General features: G+C 66.3%; 19 protein-coding genes and 1 riboswitch. Of the genes, 9 read left to right on the top strand and 10 right to left on the bottom strand.

Translation table 11 applies throughout. The features are described from left to right. The first annotated feature begins 36 nt into the window (after positions 1 to 36). A complete protein-coding gene (locus AC5P9C_RS00230; RefSeq protein ID WP_414613472.1) occupies positions 37 to 2,001 on the top strand; it encodes a M2 family metallopeptidase in 1,965 nt (654 codons plus the stop codon). 823 nt (positions 2,002 to 2,824) lie between these two features. On the opposite strand, the gene AC5P9C_RS00225 is transcribed toward AC5P9C_RS00230, so the two are convergent. The 3 genes from AC5P9C_RS00225 to AC5P9C_RS00215 all read right to left on the bottom strand — a co-directional run bounded on the left by AC5P9C_RS00225 (position 2,825) and on the right by AC5P9C_RS00215 (position 5,564). Then, the gene (locus AC5P9C_RS00225) at positions 2,825 to 3,217 is read right to left on the bottom strand and encodes a hypothetical protein (protein ID WP_057493454.1); all 393 of its coding nucleotides are present in this window, start codon (positions 3,215 to 3,217) and stop codon (positions 2,825 to 2,827) included. An 82-nt stretch (positions 3,218 to 3,299) separates the two neighbouring features. Further along, positions 3,300 to 4,196 (bottom strand): siderophore-interacting protein, encoded by an 897-nt coding sequence (locus AC5P9C_RS00220; RefSeq protein ID WP_057493455.1) that lies wholly within the window; start codon positions 4,194 to 4,196, stop codon positions 3,300 to 3,302. 141 nt (positions 4,197 to 4,337) lie between these two features. Continuing rightward, entirely contained in the window at positions 4,338 to 5,564 is a 1,227-nt protein-coding gene (locus AC5P9C_RS00215; protein WP_049468834.1) for a multidrug effflux MFS transporter, read from the bottom strand. A 300-nt stretch (positions 5,565 to 5,864) separates the two neighbouring features. Beyond that, positions 5,865 to 5,967: riboswitch (glycine riboswitch) on the top strand. Between the two features lie 62 nt (positions 5,968 to 6,029). Here AC5P9C_RS00215 and gcvP point away from each other — a divergent pair. Then, a complete protein-coding gene (gene gcvP, locus AC5P9C_RS00210; RefSeq protein ID WP_074724989.1) occupies positions 6,030 to 8,897 on the top strand; it encodes an aminomethyl-transferring glycine dehydrogenase in 2,868 nt (955 codons plus the stop codon). An 88-nt stretch (positions 8,898 to 8,985) separates the two neighbouring features. On the opposite strand, the gene AC5P9C_RS00205 is transcribed toward gcvP, so the two are convergent. The 3 genes from AC5P9C_RS00205 to AC5P9C_RS00195 all read right to left on the bottom strand — a co-directional run bounded on the left by AC5P9C_RS00205 (position 8,986) and on the right by AC5P9C_RS00195 (position 11,672). Beyond that, complete coding sequence (locus AC5P9C_RS00205) at positions 8,986 to 9,396, bottom strand: VOC family protein (protein WP_053461053.1); 411 nt, start codon at positions 9,394 to 9,396, stop codon at positions 8,986 to 8,988. 103 nt (positions 9,397 to 9,499) lie between these two features. Continuing rightward, positions 9,500 to 10,867, bottom strand: coding sequence for an amino acid permease (locus tag AC5P9C_RS00200; protein WP_049468828.1), 1,368 nt, complete (start codon positions 10,865 to 10,867; stop codon positions 9,500 to 9,502). A gap of 82 nt (positions 10,868 to 10,949) precedes the next feature. Next, positions 10,950 to 11,672, bottom strand: a complete 723-nt coding sequence (locus AC5P9C_RS00195) for a helix-turn-helix transcriptional regulator (RefSeq protein WP_049468825.1) — start codon at positions 11,670 to 11,672, stop codon at positions 10,950 to 10,952. A gap of 114 nt (positions 11,673 to 11,786) precedes the next feature. On the opposite strand from AC5P9C_RS00195, the gene AC5P9C_RS00190 reads away from it, so the two are divergent. Together AC5P9C_RS00190 and AC5P9C_RS00185 are read left to right on the top strand one after the other, a co-directional pair. Continuing rightward, positions 11,787 to 13,877: a catalase gene (locus AC5P9C_RS00190; RefSeq protein ID WP_049468823.1), complete on the top strand. Its 2,091-nt coding sequence runs from the start codon at positions 11,787 to 11,789 to the stop codon at positions 13,875 to 13,877. Positions 13,878 to 13,899: 22 nt separating this feature from the next. Next, the gene (locus tag AC5P9C_RS00185; RefSeq protein WP_343541889.1) at positions 13,900 to 14,418 is read left to right on the top strand and encodes a hypothetical protein; all 519 of its coding nucleotides are present in this window, start codon (positions 13,900 to 13,902) and stop codon (positions 14,416 to 14,418) included. An 8-nt stretch (positions 14,419 to 14,426) separates the two neighbouring features. Here AC5P9C_RS00185 and AC5P9C_RS00180 read toward each other — a convergent pair whose 3' ends face one another. Continuing rightward, positions 14,427 to 15,128: an alpha/beta fold hydrolase gene (locus AC5P9C_RS00180; protein WP_049468820.1), complete on the bottom strand. Its 702-nt coding sequence runs from the start codon at positions 15,126 to 15,128 to the stop codon at positions 14,427 to 14,429. A gap of 134 nt (positions 15,129 to 15,262) precedes the next feature. On the opposite strand from AC5P9C_RS00180, the gene AC5P9C_RS00175 reads away from it, so the two are divergent. Then, positions 15,263 to 15,550: a hypothetical protein gene (locus AC5P9C_RS00175; protein WP_329849519.1), complete on the top strand. Its 288-nt coding sequence runs from the start codon at positions 15,263 to 15,265 to the stop codon at positions 15,548 to 15,550. Between the two features lie 86 nt (positions 15,551 to 15,636). Here AC5P9C_RS00175 and AC5P9C_RS00170 read toward each other — a convergent pair whose 3' ends face one another. After that, positions 15,637 to 17,760, bottom strand: coding sequence for a methyl-accepting chemotaxis protein (locus tag AC5P9C_RS00170; RefSeq protein WP_414615320.1), 2,124 nt, complete (start codon positions 17,758 to 17,760; stop codon positions 15,637 to 15,639). Positions 17,761 to 17,976: 216 nt separating this feature from the next. Here AC5P9C_RS00170 and AC5P9C_RS00165 point away from each other — a divergent pair, with 216 nt between their 5' ends. The 4 genes from AC5P9C_RS00165 (at position 17,977) to AC5P9C_RS00150 (ending at position 22,430) form a co-directional block, all read left to right on the top strand. After that, complete coding sequence (locus AC5P9C_RS00165; RefSeq protein WP_103282563.1) at positions 17,977 to 19,326, top strand: McrB family protein; 1,350 nt, start codon at positions 17,977 to 17,979, stop codon at positions 19,324 to 19,326. Next, positions 19,313 to 20,695, top strand: coding sequence for a hypothetical protein (locus AC5P9C_RS00160; RefSeq protein WP_414615321.1), 1,383 nt, complete (start codon positions 19,313 to 19,315; stop codon positions 20,693 to 20,695). Before AC5P9C_RS00165 ends, AC5P9C_RS00160 begins: the two co-directional genes overlap by 14 nt. Positions 20,696 to 20,785: 90 nt before the next feature. After that, positions 20,786 to 21,742 (top strand): L,D-transpeptidase family protein, encoded by a 957-nt coding sequence (locus tag AC5P9C_RS00155; RefSeq protein ID WP_103282561.1) that lies wholly within the window; start codon positions 20,786 to 20,788, stop codon positions 21,740 to 21,742. Positions 21,743 to 21,746: 4 nt separating this feature from the next. Next, positions 21,747 to 22,430, top strand: a complete 684-nt coding sequence (locus AC5P9C_RS00150) for a M23 family metallopeptidase (RefSeq protein ID WP_164687624.1) — start codon at positions 21,747 to 21,749, stop codon at positions 22,428 to 22,430. A gap of 404 nt (positions 22,431 to 22,834) precedes the next feature. On the opposite strand, the gene AC5P9C_RS00145 is transcribed toward AC5P9C_RS00150, so the two are convergent. Then, positions 22,835 to 24,127 carry an adenylosuccinate synthase gene (locus AC5P9C_RS00145; protein ID WP_049468806.1) on the bottom strand — a complete coding sequence of 431 codons (1,293 nt, stop codon included), beginning with the start codon at positions 24,125 to 24,127 and terminating at the stop codon, positions 22,835 to 22,837. Positions 24,128 to 24,420: 293 nt separating this feature from the next. After that, positions 24,421 to 24,606, bottom strand: coding sequence for a DUF2065 domain-containing protein (locus AC5P9C_RS00140; RefSeq protein WP_005410640.1), 186 nt, complete (start codon positions 24,604 to 24,606; stop codon positions 24,421 to 24,423). Positions 24,607 to 24,651 lie beyond the last annotated feature (45 nt).

Below are 24,651 nucleotides of genomic sequence, written 5' to 3'. Positions count from 1 at the left end.
AGCCTTCGGCCGTCGTTCACCACCCAAGGATCGCCCGTGAAACACCGTCATCTCCTGCTGGCCTCGGCAATCGCCGTTGCCACGCTGGCCCTGGCTGCCTGCAAGAAGGAAGCTGCCCCAGGCACCGATACCGCCGGCAGCAGCGCCCCGGCCGGCGAAACCGCCGACCAGTTCGTGGCCCGCATCAATGCCGAGTTCAAGGCCGCCTACCCGGAGATGACCTCGGCGCAGTGGTTGTCCTCCACCTACATCAACAGTGATTCCGAGCGCATCGCGGCCAAGGCCAACGAGCGCTCGCTGACCCAGCTCAACAGCTGGATCGAACAGGCTGCGAAGTTCGACGGCCAGCCGATGAGCGAGGACAGCAAGCGCGCGATCCACCTGCTGAAGCTGATGTCCTCGATGCCGGCGCCGCGCGATCCGGCCAAGCTGGCCGAGCTGACCCAGATCGCCACCCGCATGGAAGGCAGCTACGGTGCGGGCAAGTACTGCACCGACGCCAACGATCCCAACTCCTGCCGCCAGCTGGGCGAGCTGGAGCAGGTGCTGGCGCGCAGCCGCGACTACGACAAGCAGCTCGACGCCTGGCAGGGCTGGCACAGCACCACCAAGGGCATGCGCGGCGACTACCAGAAGTTCGTCGGCCTGGTGAACGAAGGCGCCAAGGGCATGGGCTTCACCGATGCCGGCCAGATGTGGCGCAGTGGCTATGACATGCCGCCGGAGCAGATCGGCCCGGAAACCGATCGCCTGTGGGAACAGGTCAAGCCGATGTACGAGCAGCTGCACTGCTACGCACGCGGCAAGCTGGACAAGACCTATGGCAAGGACAAGGCCGAAGTGGGCAACGGCCTGATCGCCGCGCACCTGCTGGGCAACATGTGGCAGCAGGACTGGTCGAACCTGTGGGACCAGCTGGAACCGTACCCCGGCGCCGGCAGCCTGGACATCACCGCGGCACTGGAAAAGCAGTACCAGACCAACCTGAGCGCGGCGCTGGCCAAGGCCGGCAAGGACGCCAACGTCGCCGCACAGTACAAGGCGCAGCGCGAGGCCGAACTGCGTACCGCCAGGCAGATGACCGAACGCGCGCAGGACTTCTACGTGTCGCTGGGCATGCCGTCGCTGCCGCAGTCGTACTGGGAGCGCACCCAGTTCATCAAGCCCGATGACCGCGACGTGGTCTGCCACGCCAGCGCCTGGGACATGAACATGGAAGGCGACGTGCGCACCAAGATGTGCATCAAGCCGAACGAAGAGAACTTCACCACCATCTACCACGAGCTGGGCCACATCTATTACGACCTGGCCTACAACCCGCTGCCGCCGCTGTTCCAGGGCGGTGCCAACGATGGTTTCCACGAAGCGATCGGCGATACCATCGTGCTGGCGATGACGCCCAAGTACCTCAGCTCGATCGGCCTGGTCGATGCGCCGACCGAAAGCCGCGAAGCGGTCATCAACAACCAGATGCGCATGGCGCTGTCGGGCGTGTCGTTCCTGCCGTTCGGGCTGATGATCGACCGCTGGCGCTGGGGCGTGTTCGATGGCTCGATCACCGCCGACAACTACAACAAGGCGTGGTGGGACCTGAAGGCCAAATACCAGGGCGTGGCGCCGGCCACCACCCGTGGCGAAGAATTCTTCGACCCGGGCGCGAAGTACCACGTGCCGGGCAACACCCCCTACACCCGCTACTTCCTGGCGCGCATCCTGCAGTTCCAGTTCTACAAGGGCCTGTGCGATGCGGCCGGCTACAAGGGCCCGCTGCATGAGTGCACCTTCTACGGCAACAAGGAAGCCGGCCAGAAGTACTGGGCGATGCTGAGCAAGGGTGCCAGCCAGCCGTGGCAGGCCACGCTGAAGGAGCTGACAGGCACCGACAAGCTCGATGCCGGCCCGATGATCGAGTACTTCACCCCGGTCAACGAGTGGCTCAAGCAGCAGAACGAAGGCCAGATGTGCGGCTGGCAGGCCAACGCGGCCCCGGCGGCAAAATGAGAAAAGGGGCGGGTCCGCGAGGATCCGCCCCTTCCTGGTCGTGCCGGCCGCTGGCCGGCAATTGCACGGTGGAAATCCGTCTGGCAGCCGGCCAGCGGCCGGCTCTACCGGAACAGCGATCAAGCAAAGGCCGGATGTGCGGCTGGCAGGCCAACGCGGCCCCGGCGGCAAAACGAGAAAAGGGGCGGATCCGCGAGGATCCGCCCCTTTCTGGTAGTGCCGGCCGCTGGCCGGCAATTACGCGATGAAGATCCCGCGGGCAGCCGGCCAGCGGACGGCTCTACCGGAACAGCGATCAAGCAAAGGGAAGGTGTGCGGCTGGCAGGCCAACGCGGCCCCGGCAGCGAAATGAGAAAAGGGGCGGGTCTGCGAGGATCCACCCCTTCCTGGTCGTGCCGGCCGCTGGCCGGCAACTGCACGGTGGAAATCCGTCTGGCAGCCGGCCAGCGGCCGGCTCTACCGGAACAGCGATCAAGCAAAGGCCAGATGTGCGGCTGGCAGGCCAACGCGGCCCCGGCGGCGAAATGAGAAAAGGAGCGGGTCCGCGAGGATCCGCCCCTTCCTGGTCGTGCCGGCCGCTGGCCGGCAACTGCGCGGTGGAAATCCGTCTGGCAGCCGGCCAGCGGCCGGCTCTACCGGAACAGCGATCAAGCAAAGGCCAGATGTGCGGCTGGCAGGCCAACGCGGCCCCGGCGGCGAAATGAGAAAAGGGGCGGATCCGCGAGGATCCGCCCCTTTCTGGTCGTGCCGGCCGCTAGCCGGCAACTGCACGGTGGAAATCCGTCTGGCAGCCGGCCAGCGGCCGGCGCTATCCCAACCGCGATCAGCTGTCCTTCTTCGCGGCCATCGCCGCAGCCAGCTCCGCCTTGAACTCCTCGAACGTCTGGCCCTTCTCCTTCGCTTCGGCCTGCGCGGCATCACGCAGCGCGTCGGAGTACATCAGGCGCACCGGCGTGCCATTGCGTTCGTGCAGCTCACCGGCCTGCATGATCAGCGCCAGGACCTGCGCGGCGGAGTCACTGTGGCCGGCGATACGGCCATCCATGCCCAGCACCCATTCGCCGTCGCGGCGCACGACACCGGCCAGCAGGGTGCGCTGCGCGTCGCGCAGTTCGGCATGCGGCTCCACCGGCGACGCCTGGGCGGCGGCCTTGTTGGCGGCCTGCTTTTCCTGGCGACGGCGCTGGTCGCGGCGGATCTTGGAGGTGGTGGACATCGTGCGGTACCGCGGCGAGGGGGGCGCAAGGATAACGCACCCCGCCGGCCAGGCCGCTTCACGCGGCCCCGGTTCGACACGGTCAATCCAGCACCCTGCCCTGCCGCCAGTAGCCCATGAAGGTGATCGCGCGGCGATCCAGCCCGCACGCGCGCAGCAGGTGGCGCCGGATCGCCATCACCGCCCCCGCCTCGCCCGCTACCCAGGCATACAGCGGACCGGCCAGGTGGGAATCGGCCTGTTCCCAGAGGATCTGCGTATCGACGTCGATCTCCTCCAGCGCCTCCCCCGCTACCCCGCCGGGAGCGGCGGCCAGGCGCGCCTGGACCGCCTGCAGCAGCGGCTGTCCGTAGCTGGCCCGCCCGCGCGGCAGCCAGACCAGCTCAGCCGTGGCCGGTGCCTTCAGGCGCACCGCGTCGCCGGCCTGGGCCACTTCCAGCAGCGCCAGCGTGCGCGGCGGATCCACCCTGGCCGCCAGTTCCTCGAGGATGCCGGCCACCGCCGGTAGCGCGGTTTCATCGGCCACCAGCAGCACCTGGCCGACGCCAACCGGCGGTTTCCATTCCCAGCCCTCGCTGCTGTCGGCGCAGTCGGCGTCCGGGGCCAGCAGCAGCACCCGGTCGCCCGGGCGTGCGTGGATCGCCCAGCGCGACGCTGGCCCGGTCTCGCCGTGGAGGACGAAATCGACGTCGACCTCGCCCTGCTCGGCGCGCAACTGGCGCAGTGTGTAGGTGCGCATCGGTGGGCGCTGATCATCCGGCAGCGCCCGGTAGCGCCGGTACCAGTCGGCACCGCTGGGGACCTGCGGCACCCGCTGGCCAGGCAAGGGGAAGAACACCTTGATGCGCTGGTCCGGGCCTTCGGTCTTCATCCGCGCCACATCGGCACCGGTGAACACCATGCGATCCAGGGAAGGGGAAAGAACGCGGCGCTCCTTCAGCGCCACCTCGAACAGGCGGTAGGTCTGCTGCGCAGCCATCGGGAAACCTCATGCAACGGCATCGGATCGGCTGGCTGTGGTGCATCCGCGCACCGGCTGGCTGGAGTGTCCAGCCTAGTCCGGTGATTTTCCGTCGCAAGCGTTGCGGGCGCCACCGCCCGCCCTACCCCTGCGTGCTGCTCAATGGCCCGTGCAGGCCGCCTGCGCCGCGCGTTCGCGCTGGTGTTCCCAGTACCAGAACACGAAGCCGGCGCCGAAGAACCCGGCCTGGCCCAACGCCAGGTGCAGCGGGCTGGCACTCAGCAGCGGCGACACCACGCCGGCCACCACGGTGCTGATCATCAGCTGCACGAACGCCTGCAGCGACGAGGCCAGGCCGCGCTGGTGCGGGTACATGTCCAGCACCGCCAGCGCCAGGATCGGGAAGATCAGCGCCATGCCCATGCCACCGAGGAAGATCGGCAGCACTGCCCACGGCAGCACGAACTGCGGCGACAGCGCCACGTAGCCGACGTTCAGCAGCACCGACAGCGCGCACAGGCCGAAGCCGATGGACACCTGCCGTGTGGGCGTGGTGTGCCCGGCCATGCGCCCGGAAAGGAACGAGCCGGTGGTCATGCCGCCGATGGTGGGAATGAACAGCCAGGCGAAGCCGCCCTCGCCCAGGTGCAGGTGCTGCATCACGAACACCGGCGCCGAGGAGATGTAGAGGAAGATGCCGCCGAAGCCGATGCTGCCAGCCAGCGCCAGGCGCAGGAAGCGTGGGTTGAAGCCGATGCGCACGTAGTCGCGCAGCAGCACGCGCGGCGACAGCGGCACACGTGCTGCAAGCGGATGGGTCTCCGGCAGGTAGCGTGCGGTGGCGACCAGCAGGACCAGCGAGAACACCACCAGGAACCAGAAAATCAGCGGCCAGCCCGCGCCACTGAGCAGGATCCAGCCGCCGATGATCGGCGCGATCGCCGGTGCGATGCCGAACAGCATCGATACCTGGCTCATCAACCGCTGCGCATCGTGGCCATGGTAGAGATCGCGGATTACCGCGCGGCCGACGATCATGCCGACGCCCGCAGACAGGCCCTGCAGCGCGCGGAACGCCAGCAGCGTGGTCAGGTCGGTGGACAGCGCGCAGCCCACCGAGGCGCCGGCGAAGACCACCAGGCCACCGAGGATCACCCGCTTGCGGCCCCACGCATCGGACAGCGGGCCGTGCGCCAGGCTCATCAGGCCGTAGAACAGCAGGTAGACGCTGATGGTCTGCTGCACCGCCACCTCGTCCACCGCCAGGCGCTGCGCCAGCTGCGGGAAGGCCGGGAAGATGGTGTCGATCGAGAACGGGCCGAACATGGCCAGGCCGGCAAGCAGCAGGGCCATGCGGCGGGTGGAGGGAGCAGCAGCGGCGGTCATGATGAAGGCGTCCGGCAGGACCATGCGTGGCACGCACGGCGGGCGCCGGTCCCCCTTCTGCAGGGACGGCGCCAGATGAATTCGGGTATCCGGCCATGATAGGTGGGGATCGCGCCCGATGCCATGCAGCGGTGCACAAAACGCATGGCCGGGCCATCGGCCATTCAGGCGCGGCGGCCGGCCCCGGAGGCGGCCGGCGGGCCCGCAACGGGCTATAATCGGCGGGCAACACGGTGGGAGAAGCGGAACACCGCTGCCGAAGGCGCAACGCCCGTAATCGCTCAGGCCCGATACCACCCGTAACAGAACTCTGGAGAGACCGGTTCGATCCGGCGCCGAAGGGGCACGAAGCCGCGGTTTTCCGCGCTTCCAAACTCTCAGGCAAAAGGACAGAGGGGCGCCCCGCAGACCGCCGACCGGCGGCTTGTGCCCGTGCGTGTGCCCTTTCCTGACGGATCCTTCGCCATGTCCCAGAACACCCCTTCCCTGCGTGAGCTCGAGCACCACAATGCGTTCGTCGAGCGCCACATCGGCCCCAACGATGCCGAGATCGCGCAGATGCTCGACGTCGTCGGCCACGCGTCGCTGGATGCGATGACCGATGCCATCGTGCCGGCCAAGATCAAGTCGCCGGCACCGCTGGCACTGCCCGAATCGATGACCGAAGTGCAGGCACTGGCGAAGATCCGTGCGATCGCCGACAAGAACACCGTGCTGCGCAGCTTCATCGGCCAGGGCTACTACGGTACCCACACGCCGAACGTGATCCTGCGCAACATCCTGGAAAACCCGGCCTGGTACACCGCCTACACCCCGTACCAGGCGGAAATCTCGCAGGGCCGCATGGAAGCGCTGATCAACTTCCAGACCCTGTGCGCCGACCTCACCGGCATGGAAATCGCCAACGCGTCGCTGCTGGACGAAGCGACCGCAGCGGCCGAAGCGATGACCCTGGCCAAGCGTTCCGCCAAGTCGAAGTCGGACACCTTCTTCGTGCACGATGCCGTGCACCCGCAGACACTGGAACTGCTGCGCACCCGCGCCGAGCCCATGGGCATCGTGCTGCGCGTCGGCACCCCGGCCGAGGCACTGGAAGCAGAAGCCTTCGGCCTGCTGCTGCAGTACCCGGACACCTTCGGCCAGATCGGCGATTACAAGGCCCTGGTCGAGGCCGTGCACGCACGCGGCGGCCTGGTGGCCGTGGCCACCGACCTGCTGGCGCTGACCCTGCTGGCCGCACCGGGCGAATGGGGCGCGGACATCGTGGTCGGCAACAGCCAGCGTTTCGGCGTGCCGTTCGGCTTCGGCGGCCCGCACGCCGCGTTCATGGCCTGCCGTGACGCCTACAAGCGCTCGATGCCGGGCCGCCTGATCGGTGTCTCCATCGATGCCCAGGGCAACCCGGCCTATCGCCTGACCCTGCAGACCCGCGAGCAGCACATCCGCCGCGAGAAGGCCACCTCCAACATCTGTACCGCACAGGTCCTGCTGGCGGTGATGGCCTCGATGTATGCCGTCTACCACGGCCCGGAAGGCCTGACCCGCATCGCCCGCCGCACCCACCGCCTGGCCTCGATCCTGGCCGCGGCGCTGCGCAAGGCCGGCGTGCAGGTCGGTGGCGACTTCTTCGATACCCTGCACATCAGCGGCGTGCATGCCGATGAGATCCACGCCAAGGCTCGCGCCGCCGGTTACAACCTGCGCGCGATCGACAGCGACTCGGTCGGCATCAGCCTGGACGAGACCGCCACCCGCGCCGACGTGGTCGCGCTGGCCGCCGTGTTCGGCGCGCAGGCCGACATCGATGCGCTGGATGCCAGCACCGCCGACGCACTGCCGGCCGGCCTGCTGCGCCAGTCCGCGTTCCTGACCCATCCGGTGTTCAACACCCACCACAGCGAGCACGAACTGCTGCGCTACCTGCGTTCGCTGGCCGACAAGGACCTGGCGATGGACCGCACGATGATCCCGCTGGGCTCGTGCACGATGAAGCTCAACGCCACCGCCGAGATGATCCCGGTGACCTGGCCGGAGTTCTCGCAGATCCATCCGCTGGTGCCGGCCGACCAGGCGCTGGGCTACAAGGAACTGATCGACTCGCTGGAAGCGATGCTGGTCGAATGCACCGGCTACGATGCGGTCAGCCTGCAGCCGAACTCGGGTGCACAGGGTGAGTACGCCGGCCTGTTGGCGATCCGCGCCTACCACCGCTCGCGCGGCGAAGGCCATCGCGACATCTGCCTGATCCCGGACTCGGCGCACGGTACCAACCCCGCCTCGGCGCAGATGTGCGGCATGAAGGTCGTGGTGACCAAGACCGATGCCAACGGCAACGTCGATGTCGAAGACATCCGCCTCAACGCCGAGAAGTACAGCGACCGCCTGGCGGCGATCATGATGACCTACCCGTCCACGCACGGCGTGTTCGAGGAAGAGGTGGTCGAGATCTGCGAGATCATCCACAAGCACGGCGGCCAGGTGTACACCGACGGCGCCAACATGAACGCGCTGGTCGGCGTGGCCAAGCCGGGCAAGTGGGGTTCGGACGTATCGCACCTGAACCTGCACAAGACGTTCTGCATCCCGCACGGCGGTGGCGGCCCGGGCGTCGGCCCGTGCGCGGTCAAGGAGCACCTGGCGCCGTTCCTGCCGGGCAAGCTGGGTGACAACGGTCCGGTCGGCATGGTCAGCGCGGCCAGCTTCGGCAGCGCCTCGATCCTGCCGATCAGCTGGATGTACATCGCGATGATGGGCCGCGAAGGCCTGCGCAAGGCTACCCAGGTCGCGCAGCTCAATGCCAACTACATCGCCAAGCGCCTGGCGCCGCACTTCAAGACGCTGTACACCGGCCGCAACGGCCTGGTGGCGCATGAGTGCATCCTCGACGTGCGCCCGCTGGAGAAGACCAGCGGCATCGGCGCCGAGGACGTGGCCAAGCGCCTGATCGACTTCGGCTTCCACGCCCCCACCCTGAGCTTCCCGGTGGCGGGCACGCTGATGGTCGAACCGACCGAGAGCGAGTCGCTGCACGAACTGGATCGTTTCGTCGACGCGATGATCCAGATCCGCGAGGAAATCACCGCGATCGAAGACGGCCGCCTGGACCGCGAGGACAATCCGCTGAAGAACGCGCCGCACACTGCCACCGCGGTGACCGCCAGCGAGTGGACCCACGCCTATCCGCGCGAGCTGGCCGCCTTCCCGCTGGCCAGCCTGAAGCAGAGCAAGTACTGGCCGCCGGTGGCGCGCGTGGACAACGTGTACGGCGACAAGAACGTGATGTGCGCCTGCATCCCGGTCGATGCCTACAAGGATGATGAAGTCGAGGCGTGATTCCCCGCTGCATCGGATGACAAAACGGCCCGCGAAAGCGGGCCGTTTTTCATAAGGGCGCGTGGACCAAGGTCCACACCCACAATAATCACGGGTCCGGCATCTGCCCCAGGCTCAACTGCCACGATACGCCGAAGCGGTCCTGCACCCAGCCGTAGCGGTTGCTGAAATCGTACTCGCCCACCGGCATCAGCCAGTGCCCGCCCTCGCCCAGCACGCGTGCCGCGCGCTCGAACTGTTCAGCACCGGAACACTCGACGAACAGCGAGATCGACGGCGAGAAGGTGAAATCGTGCACGTCCAGGCTGTCGAAGCACAGGTAGTGGGTGCCGCCGAGCAGGAAGATGGCCTGGCGGACCTGGCCGGACACGCCAGCGCCGGCACCGTCAGGATGGCGCTGCAGGGCCAGCAGGCGGAAATCGGCAAAGGCTTCGGCGTACAGGGCCAGCGCGGCCTCGGCCTGGCCGGTGAACATCAGGAAGGGACGGCTGCGCAGCATGCGGTACTCCTGGTCGACAGGCCGTTGACGGCCTACATGATCAGGATGGCACGGCGGATGTGCAGCCCCCGTGGTAGTGCCGGCCGCCGGCCGGCCCCCCCCATCAAGCCTCGCGCATGCGCCGGGCGATGGCGCTGCCGGCGGCGATGGTGGCCGTCAGCGCCACCATCGACAGGAACTGCAGGCGCGTGTGCGATTCACTCAGCAGCAGGCCGAAGATCAGCGCCAGAATCGCCAGTGCACAGCAGGTCAGCCACGGGAAGCCGGCCATGCGGAACGGCAGCCGGGTGCCACGCCGATCCGCGCGGCGGCGCAGCACCAGCTGCGACACCAGCGACAGCGTCCACACCAGCAGGCAGGTGGAACCGACGATGTTCAGCAGCACCGGCAGCACCCGGTCGGGGAACAGCAGTTCCATCACCGTGGCGGCGAAACCGAACAGCACGCTGGCCAGCACGGCAATCACCGGCACCTGGCGCGGATCGGTCCAGCCCAGCACGGCCGGGGCTTCGCGGCGCTGCGCCAGCGAGTACATCATGCGCGAGGCGCCGTAGAGGTTGGCATTGAGCGCCGACAGCAGCGCGATCACCGCGATCAGGGTGATGGCGGTGCCCGCGCCCGGAATACGGGCAATGTCCAGCACGGCGGCGAAGGGCGACTTCAGCGCCTCGCTGGTCCACGGGACCACCGCGATGATCACGCTCAGCGAGCCGATGTAGAACACCAGGATGCGCCAGGCCACGGTGCGGATGGCCCGGGCGATGCTGCGCTCCGGGTCTTCGGTCTCGGCTGCGGCAACGGCCACGATCTCGGTGCCGCCGAAGGCGAACACCACCACCAGCAGCGCCGCGCCGATCCCGGCCAGGCCCTTCGGTGCAAAACCACCGTGTTCGGTGAAGTTGCTCAGGCCCGGGGAGGTCACCTGCGGCAGCCATCCCATCAGCAACGCCACGCCAATGGCGATGAACGCCAGGATCGCCGCGACCTTGAGGATGGCAAACCAGAATTCGAACTCGCCGAAGTTCTTCACCCCCAGCAGGTTGATCGCGGTGAAGAACAGCATGAAGGCCAACGCCGCCATCGGCACCGGTACGGCCGGCCAGACCGTCGCCAGCAGCCCGGCCGCGCCCACCGCTTCGGCGGCGATCACGATCACCAGCTGCACCCACCACAGCCAGCCGACCGTGGCGCCCGCGGTGGCGCCCATGGCATCGGCGGCATAGACCGAGAACGCGCCACTGGTCGGCTTGGCCGCCGCCATCTCGCCCAGCGCGTTCATGACGATGATCACCAGCGCGCCGGCCACCAGATAGGACACCAGCACCGCCGGCCCGGCGGCCTGCACTCCCACGCCCGAGCCGAGGAACAGGCCGGCGCCGATGGCGCTGCCCAGGCCCATCATGATCAGCTGGCGGGGCTTGAGCGAATGTCCGAGGCGGGACGGCGAAGCGGTCGGAATCGAGTTGGGCATCGGCGGGGCTGGCGGCGGGCTACAGGGGCGACACCTTACCCTGTCCCGTGCCTGCCCGGATAGGCACAGCGCAGCAGCCGGCTCAGGCCAGCGCCGGCTCGCCGATACCACCGCCGATACGGGCGCGATAGGCACGCGGCGAGAAACCGGTTTCAGCCTTGAACTTGCGGGTGAACGCGCTCTGGTCGCTGAAACCGCAGGCCTGGCCGATGCAGGCAATGCTGTCGTCGCCATGCAGCAGGTGCATGGCCATCTGGATCCGCAGCCGGGTCAGCACCTGCTGCGGGGTCATCTGGAACACCTTGCGGAAGCTGCGTTCCAGCTTGGACAGCGAGAAGCCGGTGATGTCCAGCAGGGTCTGCATGCGCACGTTCTCGGCGTAGTGCGCGTTGAGGTGGGCCAGCGCCAGCCGCAGCTGTTCGTACTGGGTGCCCAGGCTGTCCTTCTGGCCCAGGTCGCGGGAAATGCCGATCAGGCCCGCGATGGCGCCATCAACCACCAGCGGACGCTTGCAGGTCAGGCACCAGCCCGGTTCGCGGTTGGCGAACAGGTGCAGCTCCATCAGGTTCTCGATCACCTCGCCGGACAGGACGCGGGCGTCCTGGTCGACGTAGTCGGCGCTGAGGCCGGTCGGGTAGATCTCGGCTGCGGTACGCCCGATCACGTCCTTGCGCGCGCGCAGGCCCAGCCGCCGCAGCATGGTCTGGTTGACGTGGGTGTAACGCCCCTGGCGGTCCTTGATGAAGAACAGCACGTCCGGGATGGCGTCGAACAGGGCTTCGATGTCGGCGGGCTCGACTCGCATGCGGCAAGCATACCCGAGCCTGCTTTTGCCCGTACGTTCACCTTTGCCGGACCGTGGTTTAACGGGACCGGTCCCAGTGTGGTGGCTCCCCTTGACGATCCGGAGCCACCGTCCATGGCCGCCAGCAAGCCCACCGGCAAGCGCGCAACTGCCCACCCCGAAGACCTGCATCGCGGCCAAGGCGGCGAGCTGCACCTCCAGGCCGGCGGCAGCCACCCGGCAATGACCACCGACCAGGGCATTCCGGTGGCAGACAACCAGAACTCGCTGCGGCAGGGGCCGAGGGGTCCTACGCTGCTGGAGGACTTCATCCTCCGCGAGAAGATCACCCACTTCGATCACGAACGCATTCCCGAGCGTATCGTGCATGCCCGCGGCAGCGCCGCGCACGGCTACTTCGAGTTGACCCGTTCGCTGTCGCGCCATACCCGCGCGCGCATCCTCACCGAGGTGGGAGTGAAGACGCCGGTGTTCACCCGCTTCTCGACCGTGGCCGGTGGCGCAGGCTCGGTGGATACCCCACGCGACGTGCGCGGCTTTGCGGTCAAGTTCTATACCAAGGAGGGCAACTGGGATCTGGTCGGCAACAACATCCCGGTGTTCTTCATCCAGGACGCGATGAAGTTCCCGGACCTGGTGCACGCAGTGAAGATGGAGCCGGACCGCGCCTTCCCGCAGGCCGCTTCGGCCCATGACACCTTCTGGGACTTCATTTCGCTGATGCCCGAATCGATGCACATGATCATGTGGGCGATGAGCGACCGCGCCATCCCGCGTTCGCTGCGGATGATCGAAGGCTTCGGTGTGCACAGCTTCCGCCTGCTGAACGAGGCCGGCGAGTCGACGTTCGTCAAGTTCCACTGGCGGCCCAAGCTGGGCATCCAGTCCACGGTCTGGGACGAAGCGTTGAAACTGCAATCGGCCGACAATGACTTCCATCGCCGCGACCTGTTCGAGGCCATCCAGCGCGGCGACTTTCCCGAATGGGAGCTGGCGGTGCAGCTATTCACCGAAGAAGAAGCCGACGCCTTCCCGTTCGATCACCTGGATCCGACCAAGATCATTCCCGAATCGCTGGTGCCGTTGCAGGTGATCGGGCGCATGGTGCTGGACCGCTGGCCGGACAACTTCTTCGCCGAGACCGAGCAGGTGGCGTTCTGCCCGGCCAACGTGCCGCCCGGCATCGACTTCAGCAACGACCCACTGCTGCAGGGCCGCCTGTTTTCTTACCTGGACACCCAGCTGCTGCGCCTGGGCGGCCCGAACTTCCACCAGATCCCGGTGAACGCGCCGAAGTGCCCGTTTGCCAATCATCAGCGCGATGGCCACATGCAGATGCAGGTGCCCAAGGGCCGGGTGGCCTACGACCCCAGCTCGCTGCAGGACGACACCCCGCGCGAGACGCCCACCGGCTTCCGCAGCCACGCCAGCGCCGACGATGGCCGTAAGGGCCGCACCCGCGCAGAGAGTTTCGCCGACCACTACAGCCAGGCCCGCATGTTCTTCCGCAGCCTGGAAAAGCCGGAGCAGGCGCACCTGGCATCGGCGCTGGTCTTCGAGTTGTCCAAGGTGGAAACGCTGAAGGTGCGGGTGCGCACGGTCAGCCACCTGCGCAACATCGATGACACGCTGGCGCAGCGCGTGGCCAATGGCCTGGCCCTGCCTGCACTGCCCGACCCCGCGCCCACCGCTACCCCGGTGCGGGACATGCCGCCGGCCCCGGAAGTGCGCGTGATCGGTCGCAACAAACCCACCCTGCAGGGTCGCTGCATCGGCATCCTGTTCGACGAAGGCTCCGACGCGCGCGTGATTGCCAGCCTGAGCAAGGCGGCCCGGAAGGCAGGTGCAGACGTGAAGCTGGTTGCACCAAAAGTGGGAGGCGCCACGCTCAGTGACGGCAGCGTACAGGCCGCTGATGGGCAACTGGCCGGCACGCCATCGGCCGTGTTCGATGCGGTGGCCGTGGTGCTGAGCGTAGAGGCATCAAAGGCGTTGTCGAAAGAGAGCGCCGCCCTGGAGTTCGTCAGCCAGGCGTGGGCACACCTGAAGGCCATCGCCAGCGACGCGGGCGGCCAGGCGCTGCTGAAGGCGGCGAGGGTCGGCAACGACCCCGGCATCGTCGAAGCAGAAGACGCCAAGGCATTCCTGGCGGCGGCCGCCACCCGCCAGTGGGCGCGTGAGCCCAAGCTGCGCCTGCTGGCCTGACCACAACGACAGGAGAATCGTCATGCCCCGTGGTGACAAATCCGCATACACCGAAAAGCAGAAGCGCCAGGCCGAGCACATCGAGGAAAGCGAACGTGATCGCGGCGCGAGTGAAGGCACCGCCGAGCGCATTGCCTGGGCCACCGTGAACAAGCAGGACGGCGGCGGCAAGCGCGCCGGCAGTGCCCGCAAGGGCGCGAAGAAGGCGACCAGCAAGAAGGCTGCCAAGAAGGCGCCTGCCAGGAAGTCGGCCACAAAGAAGGCCGCAACCAAGGCGACGGCGGCGAAGAAGGCGCCTGCGAAGAAGGCACCTGCGAAGAAGGCACCTGCGAAGAAGGCGGTGGCGAAGAAGGCACCGGCTCGCAAGACCGCGACAAAGAAGGCCGCAAAGAAGACGGCGAACAAGGCTGCGGCCAAGAAGGCGGGTACGGCCGCCTCGCGGAGCGCCGCCGCGAAGAAGGCAGCCGAGACGCGGGCCGCGAAGAAGACCGTGCGCAAGGCGGCGGCGAAGAAGGCTGCGCGTACGCGTGCGCGCGGCTGAAGCGTCGGTCAGGAGGGGAGCGTCCTCATCCATGCAGCAACTTCGGCTGCGGCTGCGTGAGCACGGGCCTGCAGCAGCAGATGGGGCCCTTCCAGCGATACGTGCCGGGCGTCGGGCAACAAGAGCTGCAGCTCGGCCACGCTGGGCGGCCACAACAGGTGGTCCTGTCGTGCATGCAGGCATAGCGTCGGCAGCGTGAGCTTCGGCAACTGCGCGCGGACATCGATCTGCAGTGTCGCCGCAGCGCGCTGCCGCAGCATCGCGGCCGGCGCCGCAGCGATCGCATGTCGCAGCTCGCGAAGGTTCATGCGTGTCCGCCAATGCCCCAGCAGAAGCCGGGCCAGCAACGCCAGCGGCGGCCGTGGCCATGCGGGGGCAAGCAAGCGTGCGCTCGCCGCTGGCAGCGGCACCGGTCGCCGCGCGAAAGTCGTACTCAGTATCAATCCGCGCAATCCCGGCGGTGAAGCCGCCGCCAGTTCGATGGCCAGTGGCCCGGCAAACGATTCAGCCAGCAGCACAAAGGGAGCGATGGGAAGCTGCGGACGCAGGATCGACGCCAACGTAACGTAGTCCTGTGGCCCCTGCATAGGTAGCGGCAGCACCTGCACGGTAACTCCCTGGCCCTGCATCGCCTCCACGAAGCATGTCGACAGCAGGCCGCTGCCATCCAGCCCCGGCAGCATCACGATCGGGAGCATCACGGCGCTCATCACATTGCTCACCTTCCAGGCCCCTTCGCACGATTCCCTGCCCCGCAGCTTCGCTTATCGGCTCGACCCAGGGAAGTGCACGCCGCTGATCGCGGCGCTACCCTGATGGCCCCTGACGGAACAGAGAAGGTGGCATGCGCAAGCCCCGCTGGCTCAGCTTGACCGGCATCGCCCTATGCGCGCTCTATCTCGCGCTGACCGCCTGGCTGGTGTTCGATGCCCGGTCCAACAGCGACCCCAAGAGCGCCTACATCCTCATGCAGCTGCCGGTGATGCTGCAGACCGCAGCACTCAACGCCATCGGCGTAGGAAGCTGGCTTTCCGGAATGACCTGGATGACCGTCTACCTCCTGGTGATTCCCCCCACGCTTGCCGTGCTTTACGTGCTTGGGGCCATGCTCGGCAGCGTCCTGGAGCAATGAGGGCGATCCTCCCTGCTGCCTGAGCGGGCGATGGCAATACGGCCGCTCAAGGCGGCCGTATTCCTGTCACTGCACTGGCAGCCCGCTCAGGCTGCGCGACGGGGCACAGCAGAGACCACCGCGCCTTCCACCTTGAATACCGCCACCGACGTGGTCAGCGCATGCGCCTGTTCTTCCAGCGCGCGGCTCGCGGCAGTGGCTTCTTCCACCAGGGCCGCGTTCTGCTGGGTCACCTGGTCCATCTGCACCACCACCTGGTTGACCTGCTCGATGCCGGCGGCCTGCTCCTTGCTGGCCGCTGCGATGTCGCTCATCAGCTGGGTGGTACGCGAACTGGCCTGGGCCACGCGCGCGATTGCAGCTTCGGATTCAACGGTCACCGCCAGGCCACTCTTCACCTTGGCAGCAGCGTCTTCGATCAGCTCCTTGATTTCCTTGGCGGCGACACCGGCACGCTGCGCGAGCGTACGCACCTCGCTGGCGACCACCGCAAAGCCACGCCCCTGCTCGCCCGCGCGCGCGGCTTCCACTGCAGCGTTCAGTGCGAGGATGTTGGTCTGGAACGCGATGCCGTCGATCACCGTCGAGATTTCCGAAATGCGTGCCGAAGACTGATCGATCTCGCCCATCACCGAGGCCATCTGTGCCATTGCCTGCTCGGTCTCGCGCACGGCGGCACCGGCGGCATGCGCTTCACTGTCGGCCTGCCGCGCCAGTTCGGCGTTCTGGCGTACGGTCGAGGTCAGTTCCTCCATCGACGCGGCGGCCTCCTCCAGGTTGGCCGCCTGCTGTTCGGTGCGGCGCGAGAGGTCGTTGTTGCCGGCCGCCAGTTCCTGCGCGGCATTGTTGATGCTGTCGGCGGCGGCCTGGATGCCCTGCACGATGCCGGTCAGCTGCGCGGTGGTGGTATTGGCGTCGTCACGCATGCGGGCGAACACGCCGTCGTACTCGCCATCCATGCGCGCGGTCAGGTCGCCGTGCGAAATCGCGCGCAGCACGTCGGAGACATCGGCGATGCTGGCCTGCGAACTGGCCATCATACCGTTGAGGTGCTCGACCATTGCCTTGAACTGGAACTGGAACGCAGCCGCATCACCACGCATGCTGAAGTCACCGGCGCGAGCGGCGCGGGCCAGTTCATCAATCTGCGCGTTGATCGCCATCAAGCTCTGCTTCACTGCAGCCAGCGTACGGGTCAGCGTGGCCTTCTCGCCCGGGTAATCAGGCAGATCACGGCTGAGGTCACCGATGGCGTAGCGCTGCATCACCTCGGCCATCAGCAGTTCCACCTCAACGTGCGATTCGACCAGGCTGTTGGTCGCCTGCACCATGCGGCCGAAATCGCCGGGGAAGGCGCTGGCGTCCATGCGATAGCGGATCGCACCGGCCTCGTGCTGCTCGGCCATCTGCAGCTGCGCGCCGATCGCCGCCTGCACGCTCTGGCGGACGCTGGCCATGGCCTCGCCCAGCTGGGTCAGTTCGTCGCGGCCACCGAGGCGGAACTCCTGGTCCAGCTGCCCCTTTGACAGCCGCTCGGCCAGGTTCACCGCGCGCGCCAGCGGGCCGGTCAGGCTGCGGCCGATCATCACCGAGGCAGCGATGCCCGCCAGCAGCGCGACGCCGCCCAGCACCAGCAGCTGCAACAGGCTGCGCTCGCCCAGGCGGATCGCTTCGGCAGCAGCCTTGCGGCTTTCCTTTTCCTCGAAGTCCACGCCGTCCGACAGCGCCTTGTTCCAACCGTTGGCCGCGTCCTGCACCGGGCCCAGGGTCAGCGCCACGGCACCCGGATAGTCGCCCTGCTCCATCAACTCGCTGGTCTGCTTGTTGAGCGGGCGCGCGATGGCTCGCTTGGCGGCGATGGTTTCCGCAATGGCTTTGCCTTCGGCATCACCCGGAAGCGCCTGGTAGGCGGACCAGCTGGCCTCGTAGCGCTTGACCAGATCGGCAATGCGCTTCTCGTCGCTGCTGCGGTCGTCACCTTGGCGGATCAGCATCTCGCGGCGCACCACCATCATCTGATTGTTGGCATCGAGCATCTGCGACAGCAGGCGCACCTTGGCCACGCTGATATCGACCACCTGCTGCATCGCGCGCTTCTGCACGACGCTGGCGGTGGCCCCGGTAGCGACCACGGCGGCAACCAGCAGCAGCAACAGGCCAAAGCCCAGCCCAAGACGCCAGGCAACCCTGACATTCCTCAAGTAGTTCATCGGTACATCCAAAACGGGGGGATGCGCCCTTATCGGCGTGGCCCGAAGCGCCTTGATGGGAGCTGCCACGCTCGTCCGGGTGCGGTTCAGAGAGGTGATGGCGTCGATTCCTGGCGCTAGCGACCCTAAAGTTTCCTTCCATGCTGCCAAGGGTGCCCGCCTACATCGTGGCCCCTTAGAATCGAATCGATCCTTGAAGATGAATGGATACATCTGATGAGCCACGATTTTCCCCACCAGTTGATTATTTTCGGCCCACCGGGAACCAGCAAGAGTTACAAGGCCCGGCATGAGAAGACGCCGATGCTCGGCATTCGCCCGGACGAGGTCATCCCTGTGACGTTCCACGCCGAGTTTGGTTACGGCGATTTCGTCTCCCGCCTGTTGCCACTGTCCGAGGGCAACAAGGTCCATTACCAAGTGCATGCCGGCCCCTTCATCCGCGCGTTGGCACTTGCCCTACACCGTTCAGAGCATGGCACGGCCGATTCGCCGCCTCGCAACGTTGTCCTGCTCATTGACGAAATCAACCGTGGCAACTGCGCGGAAATCTTCGGCGACATCTTCCAGCTGCTGGACCGTGACGATGACGGGCAATCCAGCTATTCCGTCTGTGCCTCGAAACTGACGGTGCAGGCGCTGATCAACGAGATCCGCGAACTTGAAGCTCGCGATGACAGAGACTCCTCCACGCTGATCGGTCGTATCGAAGATGAGCGCATGCTGAGACTTCCGGCGAATCTCTACCTGATCGGGACCATGAACACTGGCGACGAATCGATCTTCTTCATGGACTCTGCATTCAAGCGCCGCTGGAATTTCCAGTTCAGTCCAGCCGAGTTCAATGCAGTTCCCGCTGCGCAGGCCAATGCAACGATCGAAGGCCACCCATCGGTTACCTGGAAGATGCTGGTGGATGCTCTCAATGCGATGATCGTCGAGAAATGCACCTCTCCGAATCTCGACGACAAACTGATCGGCCCCTGGTTCATCAAGGCGCGGGCCATCGCTGCAACAACACCACCCGCGACGCTGGAACAGACGCACGCTGCATCGATTGCCGAACTGCGCAAGCTTGCCCCAGGGGCTGCGGAGTACATGCAGGGCGCGGACTACAGCCAGAGGTTCGACGATGCATTCTGCAAGCTCCGGAAATCCTGCAATGCCGAGACCTTGAAGGCAATCGACACACTCTCGGGCTTTGACGAGTCCGCCAAGCGCAAATTGAAGACTATTGCCTTTGCCATCAGCGGCTCATCCCCCTACTACAAGTCAAAGATAAACTTCCAGAAGACCAAGGACGGGATGCTCATTGAGGATTTCGTCGAAGCGCTTGCCGTGACACAGGAAGTCCATCCCATTGCCCACCATATCGCCGCCAGTGATATCGAGGGAAAGCTATTCCTCTACCTGTGGGACAACGTCTTCGAAAGGGACAAGTCCCCACTTGCAGAATGGCTGCGTATTCCCCCGGAATCACTGAGGACCTTCGGACAGTTTTCCGCCCGACGCGATGACTTCATCCGCAGCTTCACTGTTTCGGAAGATCTGCATGCAGCTGCATGACGTCAGCGTCGTCGCGGCTGGGTCCAGCGCTGTGGGCCTGTTCGTGGAAGATGGGCGCACCGAGCTTCGCGTGCCGCATGGCATGCCGACCTCCACCGCGCCCCGCGACGCATTCCGTCTGCTCTACCTGGCTTTCGCCGCTTTCAGGAATGTCCAATCAGATCTCGGACATGCACCGCAGCAGGACGGCGTTGAGGCAGACACGCATGGACGTGGACTTGCAGCGGCCCCCGCTTCGTTCGTCGACGCCATTGCCATCGACTCGCTGTTCAACCATTCCAATCCACTTCGACTGCTTTCACTTCGCTCACAGATGGCGCGGCGGCAGGATGGCAATCTGAAGTACGCTGACCGCCAGCTTCACCATGCATTGTTCAACGACGACGACGCCCCCTTCTTTCCGAAGCTTCCCACCCGGCGAAGCGTATGCGAACGCGGGACCGCCGACATCGTCGGCCTGTATTTTTTTCTCGCTGACGACTTCTATCGCAACCTGCTGCAGATCGATCCCGGCATCATCTGGGGACGCTTCACCATGGATGCCGTACAGCGCGCAACGGACTTCCGCCATCGCCATCTGCGCGAGGGTGACTCGCTGCATGAAGGTGATGCCTGGGCACAGGAGCTGCTGCTGCGGCGACTCCAGCAACTCCTGAGAACGTGCTACCGGCAGGCAACGCTGCGCAGCGCGGAGTTTCTTTCGCTGCATGCAGCACTGGAACGCTACCTTCATCCCGCGCTCGCAGGTAGTGTGCAGCAGGGCCAGGTCTGGGGCATGCGGGATTTCTGGCCTGTCTGGGAATCCATGTGCCTGCATGATGCCCTGCAACAGGCGAGCGACACGCACGGCACATCCGTCCTCACCTGTGACAGTACTTATCTCCCATCCCACCCCATCGCCATCGAGCAACGGGACACCTGGGGACAGCGACAGCATTCAATGTTCGCCCATAACGGACTCTGTCGCCGTCCCGACCTGTTGCTGCAACGCGGCTCCGCGTACACCGTGGTCGATTTCAAGTACTACCCCATCGCACCCGACTGGCATCAGCGAAGCCGTCGCGACGAAGACGAGAAGGCGCCCTCCTTGAAGGAGAAAGCGCAGAAGGATCTGGACAACATTGAGTTGTATGGACTTCTGCTGCACCGTCACCTTGCTGAGGTGGAGCAGGCATCGGCAACGATCACCCTGGAGTTCTGGCTCCCCGGAGGCGAAGCGCAGCGGATTCACATCCGCAGCTCGCCTGCCTGGAACCCACCACTAGAGGTAGTGACTCTTCCTCTGCCGGACATGATCAGGCGCTACGGAGAGCGACATGCCTTCAGCATGCGCGGCAACCACGCGCATGCAGTTGCCAAAGCTGCGTGAAGACAGACTGCTCAGGTGTGGGTCAGGCTTTTCACGCGGGCTGCTCGTGCTCCGCTGGCATGGTGGACGGGCATCCCCTTGGAGCCGCCCATGCTTTCAGCCCGCGTCGCTTTGCTGTCCCTCACCTTGCTGGCACCTTCTGTCTTTGCGCAGGCTGCGCCTCTTGGCCTTCCCGCCCCGATCGCTGAAAAGGCCGGGCCGGACACCGCAGCACGCTCCGCCCTGCACGCCCAGGTGCTGCTGGATCGCGCGAATTTCTCGCCCGGCCAGATCGACGGCGAAGTGGGCAGCAACCAGCGGCGCGCGGTGTCGGGTTTCCAGGCGGCGCACGGCCTGACCGTCACCGGTGAACTGGACGACGCGACCTGGAAGGCCCTGCAGGCTGATACGGTCACCCCCCTGGCCAGCTACACGCTGACCAGCGAGGATGTCGCCGGGCCGTTCCAAGCGGTGCCGAAGGGCCCCGCCGCACAGGCCAAACTGAAATCGCTGGGCTTCAACAACGTCGAAGAGTCGCTGGGCGAACGCTTCCACGCATCCCCTGAGCTGTTGAAGCTGCTCAATCCGGGCGTGGATCTGAGCAAGGCCGGCAACCGCATCCAGGTGCCCAACATCGCACCATCGGCACTGCCGAAGGCAGCCAAGGTGGTCGTCGACAAATCCGACTCGACCCTGCAACTGCTGGATGTCCAGGGCAAGGTGATCGCGCAGGTGCCTGTCTCATCCGGCAGCCAGCATGATCCGCTGCCGATCGGCGAATGGAAGATCCTGGGCGTTTACCGCGACCCGCCATTCCACTACAACCCCAAGCTGTTCTGGGATGCGCGCAAGGGCGAAAAGAAGGCGACGCTGCCGCCGGGTCCGAACAATCCGGTCGGCCGGGTCTGGATCGACCTGTCCAAGCCACACTACGGCCTGCATGGCACGCCCGAGCCCGGGCATGTCGGCAAGACCGAGTCACATGGCTGCGTGCGCATGACCAACTGGGATGCACTGCGCGTGGCCGACGCAGTAGACACCTCGGTACCCGTGCTGATGCAGGAGTGAGCCGATGCGCCTTTCTCAGCTGATCGTGCTGGGCGTGCTGCTGGGACTGGGGGCCGGCTGGTGGCTGCACCGCGATGCAGGCGAGCCGGTAGCCGCCTCGCTGCCGGAAGCACAACCGGCAGCCGCTGTGGCGCCGGCGAAGGAATCCGTCGCGCCGCTCGCCACGGCCCCTGTCCCCGCCCCAACCGCACCGTCAGCCGCGCGGGCTGCGGATGCGCCGTCCGGCCTGCTGCTGCCGGTGCAGGGCGTCGCGGCCTCGCAGCTGCGCGACACCTTCACCGATGCGCGCAGCGAAGGCCGTGTGCACGATGCCATCGACATCCTGGCCGATGCCGGTACGCCGGTACTCGCGGTGGCCGATGGCACGGTGGAAAAACTGTTCGACAGCAAACGCGGCGGCTTGACGATCTACCAGTTCGAGCCCAGCGGACGCTGGTGCTACTACTACGCGCATCTGCAGCGCTATGCCGACGGCCTGGCGGAAAAGCAGGTGATCAAACGCGGGGAGGTGATCGGCTACGTCGGCAGCACCGGCAACGCCAGTGCCGAGGCCCCGCACCTGCACTTCGAGGTGCATGTGCTGGGGCCGGAAAAACAGTGGTGGAAGGGAGAGTCGATCAATCCCTATCCGCTGCTGAAATCGGCGGCACTGATGCCCGGCGCTGCCAGCGCCGCAACGCCAAAGTAATGACAGCCAACGCAGCCCCAGGAATCAGCAGCAACAGCGACGCCCTCTTCCAGAGGAAGAACGGCCACAGCCAGAGGTAATCGAGGTCGGTCAGCTTCAGCAGATCCAGCGGAGGCTGCAGCTCGATGTCTGCCGGTTGCCCCGCCAGCGCCGGGTCCACCTCCAGCACCGTTACCCGCAACCATGAGCGGTCGCGTTGCAATGCGTCGCCGCGGCCGTGAAGTCTCCATGATCGGTGGGCGTATCGATGCGCAGCAGCACCCCGGGGTCCGCCCCTGTAGCGCACGTTGACATCCTGGTCATCGCATCGCCTTCCCGCTGGCCCCTGCCCCCCAATAACGGAAAAGCCCCGCTTTCGCGGGGCTTTTTGCGGTCACCTATGCCGGAAAGCGCCCGGCGCTACCTCAGGCGAACGGATCCTGCAGCACCATGGTGTGGTCGCGGTCCGGGCCGGTGGAGACGATGCTGATCGGGCAGCCGGCCAGCTCTTCCAGCGAACGCAGGTAGGCGCGTGCGGCCGGCGGCAGGTCGTCCCACTGGGTGATGCCGTGGGTGTTCTCGCTCCAGCCCGGGAACTCCAGGTACACCGGGGTGCATTCTTCCCAGCCCTGCGCGTCCAGCGGCGCGTACTCGGTGCGCTTGCCGTTGTATTCGTAGGCGATGCAGACCTTCAGCTTTTCCATGCCGTCCAGCACGTCCAGCTTGGTGATGCACAGGCCGCTGATGCCGTTGATGGCCACCGCACGCTTCAGCGCGACGATATCCATCCAGCCGCAACGACGCGGACGGCCGGTCGACGCACCGTACTCGGCGCCGCGGTCACGGATGCCCTGGCCGATTTCGTCGTCCAGCTCGGTCGGGAACGGGCCGCCGCCGACGCGGGTGGCGTAGGCCTTGGCGATGCCCAGCACGTAGTCGATCGAATCGGCACCGACGCCGGAACCGGCCAGTGCACCACCGACGGTGGTGTTGGAGCTGGTGACGTACGGGTAGGTGCCGTGGTCGATATCCAGCAGCGCACCCTGCGCACCTTCGAACAGCACGCGCTTACCCTGCTTGCGCAGGTCGTGCAGGATGCCGGCCACGTCGGACTTCATCGGCTGCACGTATTCGCCGAAGGCCAGTGCTTCGTCGAAGGTCTTCTGGAAATCGACCGCATCGGTATTCAGATACTTGGTCAGCACGAAGTTGTGGTAATCCAGCGCGGTGCGCAGCAGTTCTTCCAGCTGCTTGGGGTAATGCAGGTCGGCGATGCGGATGCCGCGACGCGCCACCTTGTCTTCGTAGGCCGGGCCGATGCCGCGCCCGGTGGTGCCGATCGCCTTGCCACCGGCGGCGCGCTCGCGCGCCTGGTCCAGGGCGATGTGGTACGGCATGATCAGCGGCGCGGCCGGGGAGATCTTCAGGCGCGAACGCACTTCCACGCCGGAGGCTTCCAGCTCGGCGATTTCCTTCTGCAGCGCAGCCGGCGAGATCACCACGCCGTTGCCGATCAGGCACAGCGCGTCGTCACGCAGGATGCCCGACGGGATCAGGTGCAGGACGGTCTTCTTGCCGTTGATGACCAGGGTGTGGCCGGCGTTGTGGCCGCCCTGGAAGCGCACGACGGCGCCGATTTCCTCAGTGAGCAGATCGACGATCTTGCCCTTGCCTTCATCGCCCCACTGGGCACCCAACACTACGACAGACTGACCCATGACGGGCTCCTCGATTTGTTGCGGCCATCGGGGCCGCGGACGGGTAAACCGTGGCGGGGCTGGCCAGCACCTGGAGGGCGGCTCCAAACGGGGAGCGGCCGGCGATGGAAGGCCCAGACACGGAAAAAGCCGAACGGGGAGGCCCGTCCGGCTTTTGTGCATTATCCGGGTTTCCGGGGTCCGCTGCCACCTTTCCGACGGACGGCTTCACCGGCCGGTCAGCCGCCCCGCCCGGTCGTGCCGGCCGCCGGCCGGCAATCCCGGGATGCCGGCCAGCGGCCGGCACTACCCTGCTAGTGGCGCGCCCACCACAGCAGGCTCAGGCCGGCCAGCAGCACCAGGCCCCCGAAGCTGCGCAGGGCCGGGCTGGGCAGGTCCAGCAGGCGTTCGGCCATGCGCTTCCAGGCAAACGGCGCAACGAACAGGAACAGGCCTTCCAGCACCGCCACCAGGCAGACGGCGGCGAACAGATCTTTCATGGGGGAACTCCGGAAAAAGCACGGGGCCCGGCAGTTGGCCGGGCC

The organism is Stenotrophomonas sp. YJH_SMC_10 (genome assembly GCF_059371555.1).
This window is presented reverse-complemented; position numbering and strand designations above follow the sequence as displayed.

Coding starts and splice junctions, on each gene's coding strand:
- AC5P9C_RS00195 (WP_049468825.1), bottom strand. CDS start 11,672: ATGCGAGTCGAGCCCGCCGACATCGAAGCCCTGTTCGACGCCATCCCG.
- AC5P9C_RS00190 (WP_049468823.1), top strand. CDS start 11,787: ATGGCCGCCAGCAAGCCCACCGGCAAGCGCGCAACTGCCCACCCCGAA.
- AC5P9C_RS00215 (WP_049468834.1), bottom strand. CDS start 5,564: ATGACCGCCGCTGCTGCTCCCTCCACCCGCCGCATGGCCCTGCTGCTT.
- AC5P9C_RS00180 (WP_049468820.1), bottom strand. CDS start 15,128: ATGAGCGCCGTGATGCTCCCGATCGTGATGCTGCCGGGGCTGGATGGC.
- AC5P9C_RS00225 (WP_057493454.1), bottom strand. CDS start 3,217: ATGTCCACCACCTCCAAGATCCGCCGCGACCAGCGCCGTCGCCAGGAA.
- AC5P9C_RS00140 (WP_005410640.1), bottom strand. CDS start 24,606: ATGAAAGATCTGTTCGCCGCCGTCTGCCTGGTGGCGGTGCTGGAAGGC.
- AC5P9C_RS00170 (WP_414615320.1), bottom strand. CDS start 17,760: ATGAACTACTTGAGGAATGTCAGGGTTGCCTGGCGTCTTGGGCTGGGC.
- AC5P9C_RS00165 (WP_103282563.1), top strand. CDS start 17,977: ATGAGCCACGATTTTCCCCACCAGTTGATTATTTTCGGCCCACCGGGA.
- AC5P9C_RS00150 (WP_164687624.1), top strand. CDS start 21,747: ATGCGCCTTTCTCAGCTGATCGTGCTGGGCGTGCTGCTGGGACTGGGG.
- gcvP (WP_074724989.1), top strand. CDS start 6,030: ATGTCCCAGAACACCCCTTCCCTGCGTGAGCTCGAGCACCACAATGCG.
- AC5P9C_RS00175 (WP_329849519.1), top strand. CDS start 15,263: ATGCGCAAGCCCCGCTGGCTCAGCTTGACCGGCATCGCCCTATGCGCG.
- AC5P9C_RS00160 (WP_414615321.1), top strand. CDS start 19,313: ATGCAGCTGCATGACGTCAGCGTCGTCGCGGCTGGGTCCAGCGCTGTG.
- AC5P9C_RS00205 (WP_053461053.1), bottom strand. CDS start 9,396: ATGCTGCGCAGCCGTCCCTTCCTGATGTTCACCGGCCAGGCCGAGGCC.
- AC5P9C_RS00200 (WP_049468828.1), bottom strand. CDS start 10,867: ATGCCCAACTCGATTCCGACCGCTTCGCCGTCCCGCCTCGGACATTCG.
- AC5P9C_RS00220 (WP_057493455.1), bottom strand. CDS start 4,196: ATGGCTGCGCAGCAGACCTACCGCCTGTTCGAGGTGGCGCTGAAGGAG.
- AC5P9C_RS00185 (WP_343541889.1), top strand. CDS start 13,900: ATGCCCCGTGGTGACAAATCCGCATACACCGAAAAGCAGAAGCGCCAG.
- AC5P9C_RS00145 (WP_049468806.1), bottom strand. CDS start 24,127: ATGGGTCAGTCTGTCGTAGTGTTGGGTGCCCAGTGGGGCGATGAAGGC.
- AC5P9C_RS00155 (WP_103282561.1), top strand. CDS start 20,786: ATGCTTTCAGCCCGCGTCGCTTTGCTGTCCCTCACCTTGCTGGCACCT.